Annotated in this window: 12 protein-coding genes; 3 read left to right on the top strand and 9 right to left on the bottom strand. The window is 73.3% G+C overall.

What is annotated here, in order from left to right; genetic code table 11:
• Positions 1–54: 54 nt before the first annotated feature.
• On the top strand, positions 55–2,202 hold the full coding sequence (locus V5D56_RS11115; RefSeq protein WP_435735409.1) for an endonuclease/exonuclease/phosphatase family protein: 2,148 nt from the start codon (positions 55–57) through the stop codon (positions 2,200–2,202).
• Positions 2,203–2,256: 54 nt separating this feature from the next.
• On the top strand, positions 2,257–2,730 hold the full coding sequence (locus V5D56_RS11110; RefSeq protein ID WP_435735408.1) for a hypothetical protein: 474 nt from the start codon (positions 2,257–2,259) through the stop codon (positions 2,728–2,730).
• Between the two features lie 42 nt (positions 2,731–2,772).
• Here the strand turns inward: V5D56_RS11110 and V5D56_RS11105 are convergent, their stop codons facing one another.
• From V5D56_RS11105 to V5D56_RS11095, 3 genes are all read right to left on the bottom strand, one after another.
• Positions 2,773–4,245: an NAD(P)H-quinone dehydrogenase gene (locus V5D56_RS11105; RefSeq protein WP_435735407.1), complete on the bottom strand. Its 1,473-nt coding sequence runs from the start codon at positions 4,243–4,245 to the stop codon at positions 2,773–2,775.
• 33 nt (positions 4,246–4,278) lie between these two features.
• A complete protein-coding gene (locus V5D56_RS11100) occupies positions 4,279–5,283 on the bottom strand; it encodes a helix-turn-helix transcriptional regulator (protein ID WP_435735406.1) in 1,005 nt (334 codons plus the stop codon).
• Positions 5,284–5,488: 205 nt separating this feature from the next.
• A complete protein-coding gene (locus V5D56_RS11095) occupies positions 5,489–5,662 on the bottom strand; it encodes a thiazolylpeptide-type bacteriocin (RefSeq protein ID WP_435735405.1) in 174 nt (57 codons plus the stop codon).
• A gap of 145 nt (positions 5,663–5,807) precedes the next feature.
• Between V5D56_RS11095 and V5D56_RS11090 the strand changes: the two genes are divergently transcribed.
• Complete coding sequence (locus tag V5D56_RS11090) at positions 5,808–7,046, top strand: amidohydrolase (RefSeq protein ID WP_435735404.1); 1,239 nt, start codon at positions 5,808–5,810, stop codon at positions 7,044–7,046.
• Positions 7,047–7,137: 91 nt separating this feature from the next.
• On the opposite strand, the gene V5D56_RS11085 is transcribed toward V5D56_RS11090, so the two are convergent.
• Genes V5D56_RS11085 through V5D56_RS11060 form a run of 6 tightly spaced genes read right to left on the bottom strand, consistent with a single transcriptional unit; the run spans position 7,138 to position 15,496 of the window.
• Positions 7,138–9,060: a TOMM precursor leader peptide-binding protein gene (locus V5D56_RS11085; RefSeq protein ID WP_435735403.1), complete on the bottom strand. Its 1,923-nt coding sequence runs from the start codon at positions 9,058–9,060 to the stop codon at positions 7,138–7,140.
• On the bottom strand, positions 9,057–9,812 hold the full coding sequence (locus V5D56_RS11080) for an ABC transporter permease (RefSeq protein WP_435735402.1): 756 nt from the start codon (positions 9,810–9,812) through the stop codon (positions 9,057–9,059). The genes V5D56_RS11085 and V5D56_RS11080 overlap by 4 nt, the downstream gene beginning before the upstream one ends.
• A complete protein-coding gene (locus tag V5D56_RS11075; RefSeq protein ID WP_435735401.1) occupies positions 9,809–10,708 on the bottom strand; it encodes an ABC transporter ATP-binding protein in 900 nt (299 codons plus the stop codon). Before V5D56_RS11075 ends, V5D56_RS11080 begins: the two co-directional genes overlap by 4 nt.
• Positions 10,705–11,844, bottom strand: coding sequence for a M50 family metallopeptidase (locus tag V5D56_RS11070; RefSeq protein ID WP_435735400.1), 1,140 nt, complete (start codon positions 11,842–11,844; stop codon positions 10,705–10,707). The genes V5D56_RS11075 and V5D56_RS11070 overlap by 4 nt, the downstream gene beginning before the upstream one ends.
• On the bottom strand, positions 11,841–12,878 hold the full coding sequence (locus V5D56_RS11065; protein WP_435735399.1) for a lantibiotic dehydratase C-terminal domain-containing protein: 1,038 nt from the start codon (positions 12,876–12,878) through the stop codon (positions 11,841–11,843). The genes V5D56_RS11070 and V5D56_RS11065 overlap by 4 nt, the downstream gene beginning before the upstream one ends.
• The gene (locus tag V5D56_RS11060) at positions 12,875–15,496 is read right to left on the bottom strand and encodes a lantibiotic dehydratase (protein ID WP_435735398.1); all 2,622 of its coding nucleotides are present in this window, start codon (positions 15,494–15,496) and stop codon (positions 12,875–12,877) included. The genes V5D56_RS11065 and V5D56_RS11060 overlap by 4 nt, the downstream gene beginning before the upstream one ends.
• Positions 15,497–15,529: the final 33 nt, after the last annotated feature.

Here is a 15,529-nt window from a genome sequence, read left to right as displayed (position 1 = left end):
CAGGCGCGCCGTCGGGCGTCGCGCGGCCGACCCGGCCCCGGTACCTTCGGACCCGTGAGCGCGACGCCGCAGGCTCCCCCGCCCCCGACGGGCGACACCGCGGGCGGGCCCGGTGCGCCGGGCACGGCCGTCCTCGTCCTGCTCGTGCTCGTCACGGCGCTCGTCGTCGAGCTGGTCCGGTCGAGCGGGCCGCTCCTGGACCACGCGTTCGCCGCGGGGATCACGACCGTCGCGCTCACGGCGCTCGTGACGTACGCCGCCCCGGGCGTCCTCGTCGTGATGATGGCGGCCCGGCTCGAGATCACGGGCAAGGTCGTGCTCCTCGCCGTCTGCGCCCTCGTGGTCGCGCGGCTCGCGCTGCAGGGCCTCGGCGCCGCGATCGACTCGGGCCTGGGCCTCGGCCTCGTGCGCTACGGCGTCGGGCTCGCGACGGTCGCCCTGGGCATCGCCACCCTCGTGATCGTCGCCGCGTTCGCGAGCGGGACGCGCTCCTACCCCGTCGACGACGCGATCACGACGGGCGGAGCACCCCTCGCGGGCAGCCCGGACCCCGGTGACGCTCCCCCGGCCGACCGCGCACGCGGCGGTCTCGTCGCCCTCGGCGTGACGCTCGGCGCCCTGCTCGCCGCGGCGCTGAGCGCGGTCCTCGGCACGTGGGACGCCTACTGGCGCAGCGGGCCCCTGGCCTGGGGCCTCACCGTCGCCGTCGGGCTGGGGGCGCTCGCGTGCGCGTGGGTCGTGCGGGGCCGCGCCGCGTGGCCGGGAGCACGGGGGCTCTGGCTGCTCGGCCCGTTCCTCGCGCTCGTCGTGCAGGCGCTCGCGAACCCGGCGTTCGTCGCCTCCCAGTCCGGCGTGCCGCTCGCCGCCACCGTCGCGGCGCTCGTCGCCGCCGCGCTCGTGGCGGCCTGGGCTGTACCCCGGGTCGTGCGCGCCGCCCGAGGCGTCGGTGGCGCTCCGGGACCGCGTGGTGCTCCACGGGGGCGTGGCGGTCGGGGGCTCCTGGCCGTCTGGGGCCCGCCGGTGCTGCTCGTCGGTGGTGTCGCGGTCGCCTTCCTCGCCGTCCCGCGCCTCGACGGACCCGGCGTCGTCGGGGGCTGGGCGCTCGTCGCGCTCCTCACGCTCCTCGTGCCCGCCTCCGCGGCCACCCTCGCGCTCGGCCTCGACCGCCCCGCGCACGACGTCACGTGGTTGCGCCTCGCGGGCGCGTCCACGCTCGCCGGGCTGGGCGTCGCGCTCCCGATCCTCGGCTACCAGATCGACTACGACGTGCCGCTCCCGTTCCGCAACGGGTGGGTGCCCGTCGGTGCGGCCGCGGTCCTCGCGGTCGTCGCCGTCGTGACCGCGCACCGCACGGCACGTGCGGGGAGCACGTCGTCCGCAGGACCTGTCGTCCCCGTCGCGGTCGCGGGTGCCGTCGCCGTGCTGGCGCTCGTGGGGACGACGCAGGTGCTCGCCCCCGCGACGGGCGCCACCGCCGACCGTCCGCCCGGGACCCTGCGCGTGCTGGACTGGAACCTGCACTACGGCGTGAGCGCCGACCCGGGGGTCCGCCTCGACGAGATAGTGGCGACGATCGAGGCCTCGGGGGCCGACGTCGTCGCGCTCCAGGAGGTCTCGCGCGGCTGGGTGCTCGGCGGCGGCACCGACATGGCGTCCTACCTCGCGCGCGAGACCGGCATGCGGTTCGTCGCCGCCCCCGCCGCCGACCGGCAGTTCGTCGACGTCCTCCTCTGGGACCCCGCGCTCGGCGAGCTCGCCGACGTCGAGCGCCACGCGCTGCCGTTCGGCGCCGGCCCGCAGCAGCGGTCCGCGATCTCCGCGACCGTGGACGCGGGCGGCGTGCCCGTGCGCGTCACGTCGGTCCACCTCCAGCACCGCGAGGAGAGCACGCCCACACGCCTCGACCAGCTCGACGCGCTGCTCGCCGCCGAACCGGTGGAGGGCGCGTACGTCCTCGCCGGCGACCTCAACGCCGAGCCCGGCTGGGACGAGATCGTGCTCCTCGAGGACCAGGGCCTGGAGAGCGGCCAGGACGCCGCGGGCGACCCGGCCGCCCTCACGTCACCGGCCCTCGCCCCGGCGCACCGCATCGACTGGGTCTTCGGGTCCGCGCCCGTGACGTTCCGCTCGTTCGAGGTGCTCGACGTCACGGCGTCCGACCACCGCCCGCTGCTCACCGAGGTGCGCGCCACGGCTGGGTGACGGACGCCGGTCCTCGCTCCCGCGAGCGCGCTCCGGTCGGGTTAGGGTCGGCCGGTGCGTATCGAGCTGACCGTGACCGAGGCCGTCGACCTCGCGCGTGCGTCCGGGGCGCTGCCCCCGTTCGTGCGCTCGGTGACCGGCGAGGGTGACGACGTGCGCGTCGTCGTGGACCTGCGCGAGGTGCCGGACCCGCCGTCGGCCCTGCGCCTCGCGGCACGGCTGGTCCCCGTCGTCCGCGGGACGCTGCGCGTCGAGTCGTTCGTCGCGGGGACGGCCGTCGTCGCCGTCGAGGCGAGCGCCGCCGGGCTTCCCGCGCACAAGCTGCTCGGCATGGCCGAGGGCCCGCTCCAGGGCGCGCTCCGCGCCAAGGGCCTGCCCGGGGACGCGGTCCGCGTCCTGCCCGACGCGCGGGTCGCGCTCGACGTGCAGGCGCTCCTCGCCGCCGGGCTCGCCGGGACGCTGCCCGGCCTGGAGATCACCGACCTCGCCTACGCGGACGGGACGCTGCGGGCCGAGGCGACGCTGTAGCGCGCGCCCCCTCCGGCCGCAGCCTCGGCCGTCGCGGTGGGCTCAGTCCTCGCGCTGGTGCAGCATGCGCGCCACCTCGGCGATCGACCCCGTGAGCGACGGGTACACCGTGAAGTCAGACGCGACGTCGTCCACCGTGAGCCGGTGGGACACCGCGAGCGTGATGGGGAAGATCAGCTCGCTCGCGCGCGGCGCCACGATGACGCCGCCGAGCACGACACCGGCCTCCGGGTGCGCGAAGAGCTTGACGAAGCCGTCGCGCATGCCGAGCATCTTCGCGCGCGGGTTGCGCGCGAGCGGGAGCGTCGTCGTGACGTACTTGCTGCCCTGCGCCTTGAGCTGCTCCTCGCTGTACCCGACGGTCGCGATCTCGGGCGCCGTGAAGATGTTCGCCGCGACCGTGCGCAGCTTGATCGGCGCGACGGCGTCGCCGAGCGCGTGCGACATCGCGACGCGCCCCTGCATCGCCGCGACGGACGCGAGCGGCAGGACGCCCGTGCAGTCGCCCGCCGCGTAGACCCCGCGCACCGACGTGCGGGACACCTTGTCGACGACGACGTGTCCGCTCGGCGCGAGGCGCACGCCGGCCTCCTCCAGGCCGAGGCCCTGCGTCGAGGGGATCGACCCCACGGCGAGCAGCACGTGCGAGCCGGTGATCACGCGCCCGTCGGCGAGCGTCACCTCGACGCCGTCGTCCGTGCGGACCGCGGACTCGGCCCGCGAGCGCGACATGACGGTCATGCCGCGGGACCGGAAGACGCCCTCGAGGAGCTCGGCCGCGTCGGCGTCCTCACCGGGGAGCACACGGTCACGGCTCGACACGAGCACGACGTCCGAGCCGAGCGCGTTGTACGCGCCCGCGAACTCGGCGCCGGTGACGCCCGAGCCGACGACGATCAGCCGCTCGGGCAGCTCCGTGAGGCGGTAGAGCTGCGTCCACGTGAGGATGCGCTCGCCGTCCGGCTGCGCGGTGGGCAGCGTGCGCGGCGTGGAGCCCAGCGCGAGGAGGACGACGTCGGCGTCGAGGGTGACGTCCGTACCGTCACGACCGTCACCACCGCCCGGTCCCACCGCACCCTCGACCACGACGCGGGACGGCCCGTCGAGCCGGCCCGTACCGGTGACGACGCGCACGCCCTCGCGCTCGAGGCGCGCGCGGATGTCCGCAGACTGCGCGGCCGCGAGCGCCATGACACGCGTGTTGACGGCGTCGAGGTCGACGATGTGGCGGCGCATCGCCGGGTGCTGCGCCTTGGCGGTGTCTACGGGGAGGCGGATGCCGAGGTCGGCGGCGCGCTCGGCGATGGTCATCCAGTCGGCCGTCGCGATGAGCGTCTTCGACGGGACGACGTCGGTCAGCACGGCCGCACCGCCGAGTCCTTGCCGCTCCACGACGGTGACGTCCGCACCGAGCCGTCGGGCGACCAGCGCGGCCTCGTAGCCGCCCGGCCCCCCTCCGACGACGACGATGCGGGTGGCCTGGTGGTCGATGCTCGCGTGCGTCACGCGGGACATTGTGTCAGGCGGTCCCGGTTCGGCCGGCGAGCCTCAGGTGCGACGCTGCGCCACCGGTCGCGTGTCGGTGGTCAGCCTGACCCACCCGCGGGCCGCCGCGAGCACGCCCGCCTGGAACCGGCTCTCGGCCCCCAGCAGATCGAACAGGCACGCGATGTGCCGACGACAGGTACGCACGCTGATGCCGAGCCGGCTCGCGAGCACCTCGTCGGTCAGTCCGCGGTGCAGGCCTGCCAGGATGGCCCTCTGCAGCTCGCTGAGGCCGCTGGAGTCGTCGCCCTCCTCCTCGCCGGCCCCTGAGGCGTGGAACGGCAGCGCGAACTCCCAGGCCGTGTCGAACAGGACGACGAACGTCGAGACGACGTCCGGGTCCCGGAAGACGAGCGCGGCCCGGTCCGAGGCGTCACGCTGGCGTGCGACGAGCGCCATCTTGCGGTCGAACGCCAGCATCCGGAAGGGGATGACGGGCAGCGTGCGGAACTGCGCGCCGAGCGGCTCGAGCTCGATCACCGTCCGCTGGGTCGGCACGTGGTCACGACGGCGGTGCTGGTAGAGCGTCCGGCGCGCGATGCCCTGCTCGAGCAGCTGCCGGTCCTTCTCGTTGGACTCCTCGGCGCGCTCCACGCTCGTGTTCCGGCCCGGCAGCGCGATGAGGACCTCGTCGGTCACCCGGCGACCGACGTCCATGAGCAGGCTCATGACGGTCTCCGGATCCTCGACCACCTCGACCCGTTCGGTCGCCACGGCACTCTCGCGCGCCTCCCGGTAGGCGGGCAGCAGGGCCATGAGGGCCCGGCGCCGGCTCGCGACCGACGCCCGCAGCTCCTGGATGCGTCGCTCGTCGGGATCGACCAGCGACGCGAGGGCGACGTCCGGGGCGGCGGCGACGAGCTCGTCGCTCCCGGCGTGGATCGGGGTCAGCAGACGCAGCTCGCACAGCGCCTGCTTCGCGGCCTCGACATCGACGACACGAACACCGAGGTCGACCGAGGCGGACTCGACGGTCCAGCCCGGGTTCGTCGTCGCGTAGAAGAACAACCTCGCAGCAGTGCCACTCAGCAACCTGGCCCCCTTGACGTCGCAGTCACACCGCGCGAACCCTATCCCGTCGGGTCACGAGAGTGCCACCACTAGGCAATTCACGGACCACGCCGGCCGGGTCGTGCGACGCTCGCCGCCGGTTGCGGACACACGTGCGGGCCGGGTCGTCCGACCCGGCCCGCTCACGCGGCGTGCTCGTGGTTCAGGCGCTGCAGCTCGTCGTCGACGTCGTGCTCGAGCAGGTCGAGGTGCTCGACGACGAGGAGCACGAGGCGAGGATCGCCTCTGCTGCATCGGCGTAGTCGGAGATCTCGAAGTTCTCCGACTCGAGAGCGGCGATCTCGCCGGACAGGTTCGCGATGTCGTTCGTGGTCATGGTGCTCTCCTTCTGCTCTGCCAGGGGTCCGTCCCCTTGAAGACAAGGAAACCGGTGCCGGCTCGCGAGCCGCTGCGCGTGCCGCTCACACCTCGATGCCACCCCCCGATATCGGGCTGTGAGCACCGCGGCCTTGACTGCTGGCATGACCATCGATCTGCCCACGGCGCACGCGCGAGCGCTCGAGCTGTACGAGCACGTCCATGCCGACCCAGAGCTCTCCGGGGAGGAGGAGCGCACCGCGAGCCGGTTCGGGGCCGCCCTGGCCGGCGCCGGGCTCCGCGTCACCCACGGCATCGGCGGCCACGGCGTCGTGGGCGTCCTCGACAACGGGCGCGGCCCCACCGTCCTCGTGCGCGCCGAGCTCGACGCCCTGCCGCTGCAGGACGGGGCCGGCCCGGCCGGTGCGAGCACGACGACGTCGGCCTCGGCCGGCGAGCCGCCCCGGGCGATGCACGCCTGCGGGCACGACCTGCATCTCGCGGCGCTGGCGGGTGCCGCGGACGTGCTCGCCCAGGACAGGTCGACCTGGCGCGGGCGGCTCGTCGTCGTGGGCCAGCCGGCGGAGGAGACCCTCGAAGGCGCCGCGGCGATGCTCGCGGACGGGCTGTTCGACCTCACCGGTCAGCCGGACGTCGTCCTCGCGCAGCACTCGGTCCCGCTCCCCGCGGGGATGATCGCCCACGGGGGCGGGCCGATGCTCGCGGGCAGCGCCACCCTCCGGGTGACGCTCCGGGGGCGTGGCGGCCACGCGGCGACCCCTCACCTCACCGTGGACCCTGCGGTCGTCGCCGCCTCGGTAGTCATGCAGCTCCAGACGGTCGTCTCCCGCGCGGCGTCGCCGAACGAACCGGTGATCGTCAACGTCGGCCGGCTCCGCGTGGACAGCCCGCCCAACGTCATCCCCGAGACGGCCACCATCGAGCTGACCGTGCGCGCCGTGTCCGAGTCGACCCTGGCGCGCCTGCTCGAACGCGTCCGCGCCATCGTCCGCGGGCAGTGCACGAGCGCGGGCTGCCCCGAGGACCCGGTGATCGTCGAGATCGCGCGCTCCCCCGTGACACAGCCCGACGCCGACGTCACCGCGGCGGTACGGTCCGCCCACGCGGAGCACTTCGGTGCCGAGCGTCTCACGTGGTGGCCTCCCGCTCTCGCCACCGAGGACGTCGCCCACCTCACCCGGCACGGGGCCGCGCTCGGCTACTGGATGCTGGGCTGCGTCGGGCCGCGGGAGTGGGCCGCGGCACCCGGGACGACGGCGCTCGAGAAGCTCACGTCGCTGCCCCCGAACCACTCTCCGCGCTTCGCACCCGACGCGCCGCGCACGCTGGCGACCGGGATCGACTCCCTGGTCGTCGCCGTCGGTGCGCTCGGGCACCGCTGACGCACGCGGCCGCCGTCGCGGGCGGGGCCGCCGAGGGGAAGACGACGAGGGGCGCGCTCGGCGAGCGCGCCCCTCCATCACGTGCCTCGGCTCACGGGAACGGGTGCGGCACCCGCCTGAGGTCGCCGGCCGACAGCGCACCGGACGTCTGCAGCGCGCTCCGCGTGCGCGGCATCGTCAGGGCCCGCTGCCGCGTCCACCCGAAGTCGAACGGCACCAGGCCCGGCACGATGACGCACACGGTCCGCAGGCCCATCGGTTCCTGCTCCGGCGCGGTCTGATCGACGACGATCACGTCGTAGTCGGCGAGCTCGTCGAGGCACGCCCGGAGATCGTCACGCAGGTCGAGCGAACGCGGCCGCACCTCCTCCCACTCCCGGAAGAGCGCGTCCAGGGTGGACACGCGCGACGGGTGCAGGTACGAGTCGGCGAACCGCGACATGCCGGGGAGCCCGAAGAGGGCGGCATGGTCCGGCAGCCCCTGCACGAGCGAGTAGTCCCTCGCCATGGCCTCCAGATCCTTGCGACGGGTCGCCGTCGTCTTCGCCTGGTGCGGGAGGTACGTCAGCGCCTCCTCGATCGCGCCCTCGATCGCCCTGACCGGGTCGAAGTGCGCGGCTGCCGCGAACGACAGCATCCCGAGCCCGCCGTCGGATCGCACGGCGAGCGCCGTGACGGCCGGGATGCGCATGTCGATGCGGTTGTCGAACGCGTGGACCCGGTAGCCCTGCAGCTCTGCCCGGTCGGCCATCGCCGTCACGACGGCGCTCGGGACGGACGCCAGGTCGATCTCGGGCAGGTCCGCGTTGCCGTACCACCCGACCAGGAACGCATCCCGTTCGACGAGCTCGAGCACGCCGTGCAGGACGGCCTCCTCGAGGGTGCTGCCCGTCGCGCAGCCGTTCGACGTGGTGAGCACGAAGTTGTCGTGCTCGGCGCCCGAGCTGTAGTGGCTGAGCCTGCGGGGCACCAGGATCGGACGCTCGTCGCGCAGCGAGTATCCCCAGACCCACGGGATGACCGCGGACGCGGAGAACGGCGCGATCATCGGGTCCGCCTCGTAGGCGGCCGGCGGGTAGAAGCCGCACGAGGACGGGTCGAGGGCGAATCCCTCGAGATCCGTGTACGCCGCCATGACGGGCTCGGCGTTGCGGCGCCGGTGCGTGCCGGCGTAGCGCTCGAGGCCCTCGATCAGCGCGAGCCTCCTGCTCGTCGCGTACGAGTTCGCCTGACCGCTCCACGACACGTCGAGGAGCCCGCCGTACCCCCGGATGAACACGCTGCCCGAGACGGGAGCGGTCGTCGGCGACGTGACGGTCATCATCGTCCCGGCGCCCAGGGCCCCGCAGACCGGGTTCGCCAGGGCCGACTCCGGCAACGGATAGTCGTCCAGGCCGCGCTGCCGGTACGAACCCGGCGACGCCTTCACCCGCTCTTCCAGGCGCACCGTCGCCTGCCGTGGCCCGTCGGGCTCCCGCACCCCGCAGCTCGGGCACCGCGGGTCGGGCAGCAGCGCCACGTTGCGGACCACGAGGGTCGCCAGGTCGAGGCTCGCGACCAGCGGCAGCTCCCGGCTGGCCGGTTCCGAGGCCCCGAGGGTCGGCGGCGCGTCGGCCAGGATCATGGCCTCGTAGAGGTGCCAGACGGCGTCGACGACGTACGCCGGGAGCACGGGCCACTCGCCGACCGGCGTCAGGCCCGTCCCCGTCTCGAGCGCGTCACGGTGCGTCCGCGCACGCAGGCGCTGCCACCGGGTCCCGAGGCAGTGCCCGCACGAGCCGGCGCCACGCGGCCCGACGAGGACCGCTCCCCCGGCGACGTGGACCGTCGCGTCACGGCGGGCGGGATCGGGGGCCGTCAGGACGTCCTGGGCGCCGAGGACCGCCACCTGCGGCTCGGCGACGCCCCGCTCGCTCGCCCGCAGCGTCAGCGCCCGACGGAGCTGATCGCGAACCCCCGTGAACAGGTCGTGCATCGGGGCCGGGGCCCGCGGCCCGGCGGTCGCGACGCTCATGAGTCGCGCGTCCAGCGGAAGACCTTCGCACCGACGGCGAGGGCGAGGACGCTGAACCCGACCAGGACGGCCAGCGCGACCAGGTAGGTGGACAGGTCGCCCGACCCGACCAACGAGTAGGCCGTCGCGTCGTTGAGGTAGCGCAGCGGGAGCACCTTCGAGAACGTCTGCAGCCAGTCGGGCATCATGGCGAGCGGCAGGAACGACCCGGACAGGAACGCCATCGGCACGACGACGCAGTTCGAGATCGCGGCCACGGCCTCCGGGGTGTTCGCCACGGAGCCGATGATCACGCCGAGCGCCATGAAGGCGGTGACCCCGGCGACGACGGCCGGCACGACGAGCCACGGGCTCGGTCCCAGCCTCATCCCGAAGAGAGGCGACACCGCGATGCCGATGAACAGCACGACCTGCGCGAGACCGAGGCCCAGCGCGATGGTGTACCGCGCCCCGACGACCGAGAGGAAGTTCGCCGGAGACAGGCGGATCAGCCGCAGCAGGTCGTCGTTGCGCCACTGCATCAGCGTGAACGCCACGCCGAACAGCGCAGCACTCGCCATGCCCCAGGCGAGGACGCCGGAGGCGATGAAGTCGACGTAGCCGTGGCCGGTGCCGTCCACCTCCTCGCCCTTGAAGATCGTGCCGAAGACGATCAGGAACACGAGAGGGAACGCGAAGGTGAAGAAGACCGTCGCGACGTCGCGGACGCTGGCCTTGTACGTCGCCTTCGTCAGTGCGGTGTAGGTGCTCATGCGTTCGAGGCTCCGATCAGGTCGAGGTAGACGTCCTCGAGGGACGCGGTGCGGGTGCGGATGCCGTCGAGCCCGACGGCGGCGCTGATGGCGGTGAGCAGCGAGCCTGCGTCCTCCGTCGTCAGGACGAGGTCCTCGCCCTCGACGTCGACCTGGATCACGCCCGGCAGGGTCGCCGCCGTGTCCCGGTCGAGACGTCGGCGCGGGACGACGAGCTGGACGCGCGGGTCGGCCTCGCCGATGAGGTCGCGCGGGCTGCCCAGCGCGACGATCCGTCCCCCCGAGACGATGGCGACGCGGTCGCACAGCGTCTCCGCCTCCTCGAGGTGGTGCGTGGTGTAGACGATCGTCTTGCCGTCGCCCTTGAGCTCCAGCAGCAGTCGCCACAGGTCGCGGCGCGCCTGCGGGTCGAGCGCGGCCGTCGGCTCGTCGAAGAAGACCAGCTCGGGGTCGTGGACGAGCGCGGACGCGATCGCCAGACGCTGCCGCTGGCCGCCCGAGAGCTTGTTGACCCGCGCGTCGGCCTTCTCGACCAGCGACACGCGCTCGAGAGCAGCGTCGGCCTCACGGTCGCCCAACCCGTAGAGCGCCGCCATCGTCCGCAGGTGCTCGCGCGCGGTCAGGCGGGTGAAGAACGCCGACGACTGCGTCTGGACGCCGATCCGTGGCAGCAGGGCGCGGTTGCGGGGGTGGGGGTCCTCGCCGAGCACGCGCACCGTGCCCGCGTCGGGCTCCCGGAGCCCCTCGACGACCTCGATGAGCGTCGTCTTCCCGGCACCGTTCGGGCCGAGGATCCCCAGGAACTCACCGGTGGCGACACGGAGCGAGATCCCGTCGACGGCGTGCACGTCCCCGTAGGACTTGTGCAGTCCCACCACGTCGATGGCTGTACTCATGACGTACTCCTCTTGTTCTTGTTGAGAGCCGGCTGGGCGAGCCACCCGGCGACGACCAGTACGACGACCGCGATGACGATGCCTTGACCCGCCGGCCCCATCGCCCTGCTCAGGAGACCGCCCGCGCCCACGACCACGCCCGTGATCACGAGGGCGACGAGGGCGAACCACACGACGGCGTACGAGGCGAGGTGCACGGCGGCGGCACGCGGGTACCGCAGCTCCGGGCGGCGGATCCGCCGCCCGATCCCGTAGACGTAGCGCTGGCTCTCGGTGGCGAGGCTGACCGACCCCAGCGCGTGGACCACGATCTTGTACCCGTCCCACGGCGGGAGCGGGAGCAGGCTGAGCACCGTCAGCGCGGCGCCGCCCACCAGGAACGCCGCGACGAACGGGCTTCCCGGTGCGACGAACCAGACGACGGCGAACGGCACGAGGAACGCGGCGTTCACGATCACCCCGGCCGCCGCGATCAGCACCTGCGCGCCGCGGGACGGCAGGTAGAGGTAGTCCTCGACGACGCACCGCAGGAGCGCGACGTTGACCTTGGTCACCGTGCAGCCGTAGTGCCGCGCCACGACGCCGTGGGCGAGCTCGTGGGCAGCCTCCGACACCCACAGCAGGACGACGACCGCCACGACCTGTTCCGGGTGGTCGAGCACGTCGCGCGCCGTCGGCAACAGTCTCGGCAGGTCCACCAGCACCGCCACGAACGTGATGCCGAGCAGCGCCAGGGCGCCGGCCAGCACGCGGCGGTTCACGACCGCGCCCGCCGCGGCCGCCATCGCGTCCAGCATCGCGAGAGCCCTCGTGGGCGTGGACGGCGGGTCCTGGGCCTGTGGCGAGCCGGTGTCGAGCAACGACCTCGTCCCGAGCAGCCACAGCAGCCGCTCCCAGTGCGGCTCGCCGAGCCGTCGGCCGTACGTCGCCGCGTACTCGTCGCCGATGTCGCCCAGCGTGCGCACGCCGTCGAGACGCGTCAGCACGAAGTGCTCCTTCTCGGGCACCTCGAACGCTCTGCCGTTCGCACGGTCCTTGACGACGTACATCGTCGAGGCCCCACGCGTCAGGGCACGAGACACGAGCAGCCCAGGTCGAAGCCGTGGGGTGGCGTCGAGCAGCTCGGTCGTCCTCATGTCGCCGACACCGCCGGCTCCTCGCGCAGGACGCGGAACATGAGGTACGACAGGTAGGCCTCGTCGCGCAGCGTGACGTGCAGCCGGTTGTTGGTCATGTGCAGGTACGGGGACAGCAGCGTCGTCAGGGCCTTGGCGGGATCGGTCTGGACGACGTCCGTCGTGCCGTCCCAGGTCTTGAAGACCAGCGAGCCCGACCCGGCGAGCTCCACGACCCGCTCGCGCAGCTCCTTCGCGTGCTCGGCCCAGCCGCGCAGCACCGTGGGCAGCTCGTCGAGGTCGCCCGACTCGACCGCGCTGAGCACCGACTGGAGACGGGCAGAGAGCTCGCCGGCCACCGGCTCGTACATGCGCTCGTACTCGGACGTCCCCACGAGGTCCGTCCCGGAGAACGCCCGGTGCCAGAAGTGGTGGTACTGCTCCAGGAAGTCGGCCAGGTCCGCGCGGTCGGGCAGGAACGTCCCGGCCATCACGATCATGAGCTGTGCCGCCGTCCCGAGCAGGACCGTGCGCAGGTGCGCGTTCGTCGTCCGCAGGACGTCGAGGACCATGCTGCTCGAGTGCTTGAAGTGCCACTCGGCCAGCTCGATCCCGGCCGGTCCCCCGTACTTGCCGTGCTCGGGCTCGTAGTCGCGGTACTGGAACGAGTTGTTCGGCTGCAGGATCATCCGGCCGTCGTCGCCGATCAGGTCCTCCGGGCGGCCCTGCGGGAACTCCAGCTCGAAGAGGATGTCGAAGAGCTCCCCGAGATACCCGTGACCCATCTGGTAGAGCGCGGGGCGTCGGTCGAGGTACGCCTGGATCGCGCGCTCGGCGCGGGCGCGCACCTCCGGCTCGTCCGCCGGGGTGGCGGGCCTGAGCCGCAGGCGCACGTGGGCGCCCTCGAGCCAGTAGTTGATGAAGAAGTGGCCGGCCGTCAGCCCCTCGGCGTCGAGCTCCTTGACCAACGGCTCGACGCACTCCGTCAGCAAGGGCTGCGGGTTCGCCGCGTAGAAGATGTGGATGGCGAGCCAGTCGCCCCTGCCGTCGGTCATCGTCCTTCTCCGTCCTGGTGGGGGTCGTCCGTGCGGAACGTCTCCAGCGCGATCTCCGTGACGTGCCCCTGGCCCGATTCCGACCGGAACGTGAGGTCGTCCGGACCGGGGAGCATCTCTGCCACGACGGCCTTGTCGGCCGGATCGGTGATCATCGCCTCGAACGCCTGGAGCGAGAGCACGCTCGCGAGGTCGAGGTACTGCGGTTTCGGCGACGCGGCGCCCTTGCGCTCGACGGGATAGACCGTCACGAAGGTCTGCAGCGGGACGTCGTGCCGCCGGCGCCAGCGGTGCCAGCCGAGGAACCAGTCGGCGTCCGACTGGCCCGGGGTGCGCAGCGGGAGGTCTGCGGCGGTCGCCGCCCAGCTACGACGGGACAGGACCACGGAGCCGAGCCGCACCCGCGGGCGCGTCGACACCCCGTCCTCCGTCACCGTCCGGGGCACGCCGCCCCAGATGTCGAAGCGCACCATGAGCGTGGGTGAGAGCAGGAGCAGGGTGCGAGCCACCTGCGGCAGCGCCATCGGCACGAGGTAGCCGTTGTAGACGGGGACGACCTCGCGCTCGAGACGTCGCGAACGCAGCACCAACCGGTCCCGCCGGGCGTCGTGCACCAGGTACAGGTCGTCGAGCGGGATCTGCTCGTCGGACGGCGCGTCGCTCGACTCCCCCGGGCAGACGATGACGTAGTCGGTCAGTCGGCTGTGGAGGTTGAGGTTCGACGTCGCCGGTCCTCCCGTGACCTCGGCGAACACGGCGCCCTCGGGAAGGTGCCCGCCCGCCGCAGCGCGCAGCGTGCGGGACAGCGGACCGTCGGCGAGGCCGTCGAACGCCTGCGTGAACCGGCTGAACGGGAACGACGGGCCGCCGAACGACTGGTTGAGGACGAGCATCCTGTCGTCGGTGCCGACCACCTGGGCGAAGTGCCCCAGGGGTCGCGGTCCTGCGGTGATGGCGTCGAGCTCGTCACCGACCTGACCGACCACCGCCGGATCGAGGAACACCTCTGGCCCCCCGCCGTCTGTGACGTCGCGCACGTGCGCGGACAGACGCCGTCGGACGTCGTCGACCACTCCCAGCTCGTGGCGCCCGAGCCAGTTCTCCTCCGGGACGTACTCCTCGCCGTCCCACATGCGGCGGTCCGCCGTGTAGGACGAGTACTGGTCGTACAGGTCCTCGTGGAAGTCCTCGACCACGCGGAGCAGGTCGTCCGCCCGACCGCCGCGGCCGAACCGAGCGACGAAGAACCCGAGCAGCATCAGGCGGTGCGCGAACGACACGTCGTATGCCGGGATCAGCCGCTCGACCGCCTCGAGGTCCGTGCCGAACGCGTCGCGCCACGGGTGCGCGGCGTTCGTCACGAGACGGTCACCGAGGCGCACGTCCTCGTAGAGGATCGTGCGGGGCAGCGACCGCTCCCCGCCGAGACCGTCGATGATGTCGAACAGCAGCTCGCGCAGCGCGGCCAGGATCTCGCGACGGCGGTCCAGGCCGGCGACGGGGAACTCCGCCACGAGGGAGATCGGCCCGTCCAGGTCCGCGGCGACCTCCTCCGCCCAGTCGGTGCCCACGCGTTCGAGCGCCCGCTGGAGCCCACGCAGCGGCTCCGGCGTGTGGACGAGCGTCTGGAAGCCCGGCAGGGCGAGCATCCCGAGGTCGAGCAGGATCGTGAGGTACTGCTCGCACTGCTCCGGCTCCGCGTCCGTGCGCTCGTGGAGCCACGTGACGATCTCGCGCCCCGTCGCCGCCGAGCGGGCGTTGAGGTACCCGGTGAGAGCGTCCAGCGTGCCGCTGCGGCGCAGGAAGTACAGACCGTCGCGGATCGAGTCGAAGCTCACCGAGGCCTCGTCGTCGCCCGCGGTCATCCAGTGACGCACATACCTCAGCCGCTCGCCGTCGTCCCGCCAGCCGGGGCTGAGCGTCACCTCGAGGTCGGCGCGACGGCCGAGGTCTGCCAGGACGGCGTCGGCGAGCCGGGTGATGACCGTGACGTTGATGCGCGCGTAGCTGCGCGCCGGCCCGGGGACGTCCCGGGCAGGCTCCGCGTGCGCGCTCAGCTCGCCGGCGGCCACACCCGTCATCGTCGAGAACGGGCTCGTCTTGCAGGCCGTGCGCGCCAGGTAGGACAGGAGCGACCGCTCGACCTTGCGCAGCCGCTTCGCCGTCGGTCGCCTCGAACCCGGCGCAGCCATCGTGACCAGCTGCTGGTCCAGCGCCGGTGACGCGAGCTGGATACCGCGCCGCAGGGTCGGGTCGTCGGCCAGCTCGAGAAGTCGGGAACGGGCGGCCTCGGTGTCCGCGGTGAGCACCGGCTCGCCGTCGGCCGCGATCTGCGCGAGGGCACGACGGCGGACCGCCCACGCGCCCAGCCTCGCCGCGGCGTCCGGGCGCAGCTCCTCGAGCGCCCCCCGCAGGGCGTCGAGGTCGTTCGGCAGCACGTTGTTGAACACCTGCCGTCGGGCCAGGAGGAGCCGCCGGCGCAGGGCGTCGTCGGCGAGCCCGCCGATCACCTGATGGAGCAGGTCGGCCAGCTGGGCGGACTCGGCCGAGAGGTTGTCCTCCGCGTCCAGCACGTCCTCCGCCCACCGCGTCGCTGCGGGCGTCTGGATGCCGTCCATCGCTCGCCAAGGGAGACCGGCGACCCGCAGGGC

Origin of the sequence: Cellulosimicrobium sp. PMB13, from assembly GCF_051294865.1 — a bacterium.
Taxonomy (GTDB): Bacteria; Actinomycetota; Actinomycetes; order Actinomycetales; family Cellulomonadaceae; genus Cellulosimicrobium.
The sequence above is the reverse complement of the archived record's forward strand: the minus strand, read 5'-3'. Positions and strand labels throughout refer to the sequence as shown.

Coding starts and splice junctions, on each gene's coding strand:
- V5D56_RS11105 (WP_435735407.1), bottom strand. CDS start 4,245: ATGTCCCGCGTGACGCACGCGAGCATCGACCACCAGGCCACCCGCATC.
- V5D56_RS11095 (WP_435735405.1), bottom strand. CDS start 5,662: ATGACCACGAACGACATCGCGAACCTGTCCGGCGAGATCGCCGCTCTC.
- V5D56_RS11090 (WP_435735404.1), top strand. CDS start 5,808: ATGACCATCGATCTGCCCACGGCGCACGCGCGAGCGCTCGAGCTGTAC.
- V5D56_RS11085 (WP_435735403.1), bottom strand. CDS start 9,060: ATGAGCGTCGCGACCGCCGGGCCGCGGGCCCCGGCCCCGATGCACGAC.
- V5D56_RS11080 (WP_435735402.1), bottom strand. CDS start 9,812: ATGAGCACCTACACCGCACTGACGAAGGCGACGTACAAGGCCAGCGTC.
- V5D56_RS11075 (WP_435735401.1), bottom strand. CDS start 10,708: ATGAGTACAGCCATCGACGTGGTGGGACTGCACAAGTCCTACGGGGAC.
- V5D56_RS11070 (WP_435735400.1), bottom strand. CDS start 11,844: ATGAGGACGACCGAGCTGCTCGACGCCACCCCACGGCTTCGACCTGGG.
- V5D56_RS11065 (WP_435735399.1), bottom strand. CDS start 12,878: ATGACCGACGGCAGGGGCGACTGGCTCGCCATCCACATCTTCTACGCG.
- V5D56_RS11060 (WP_435735398.1), bottom strand. CDS start 15,496: ATGGACGGCATCCAGACGCCCGCAGCGACGCGGTGGGCGGAGGACGTG.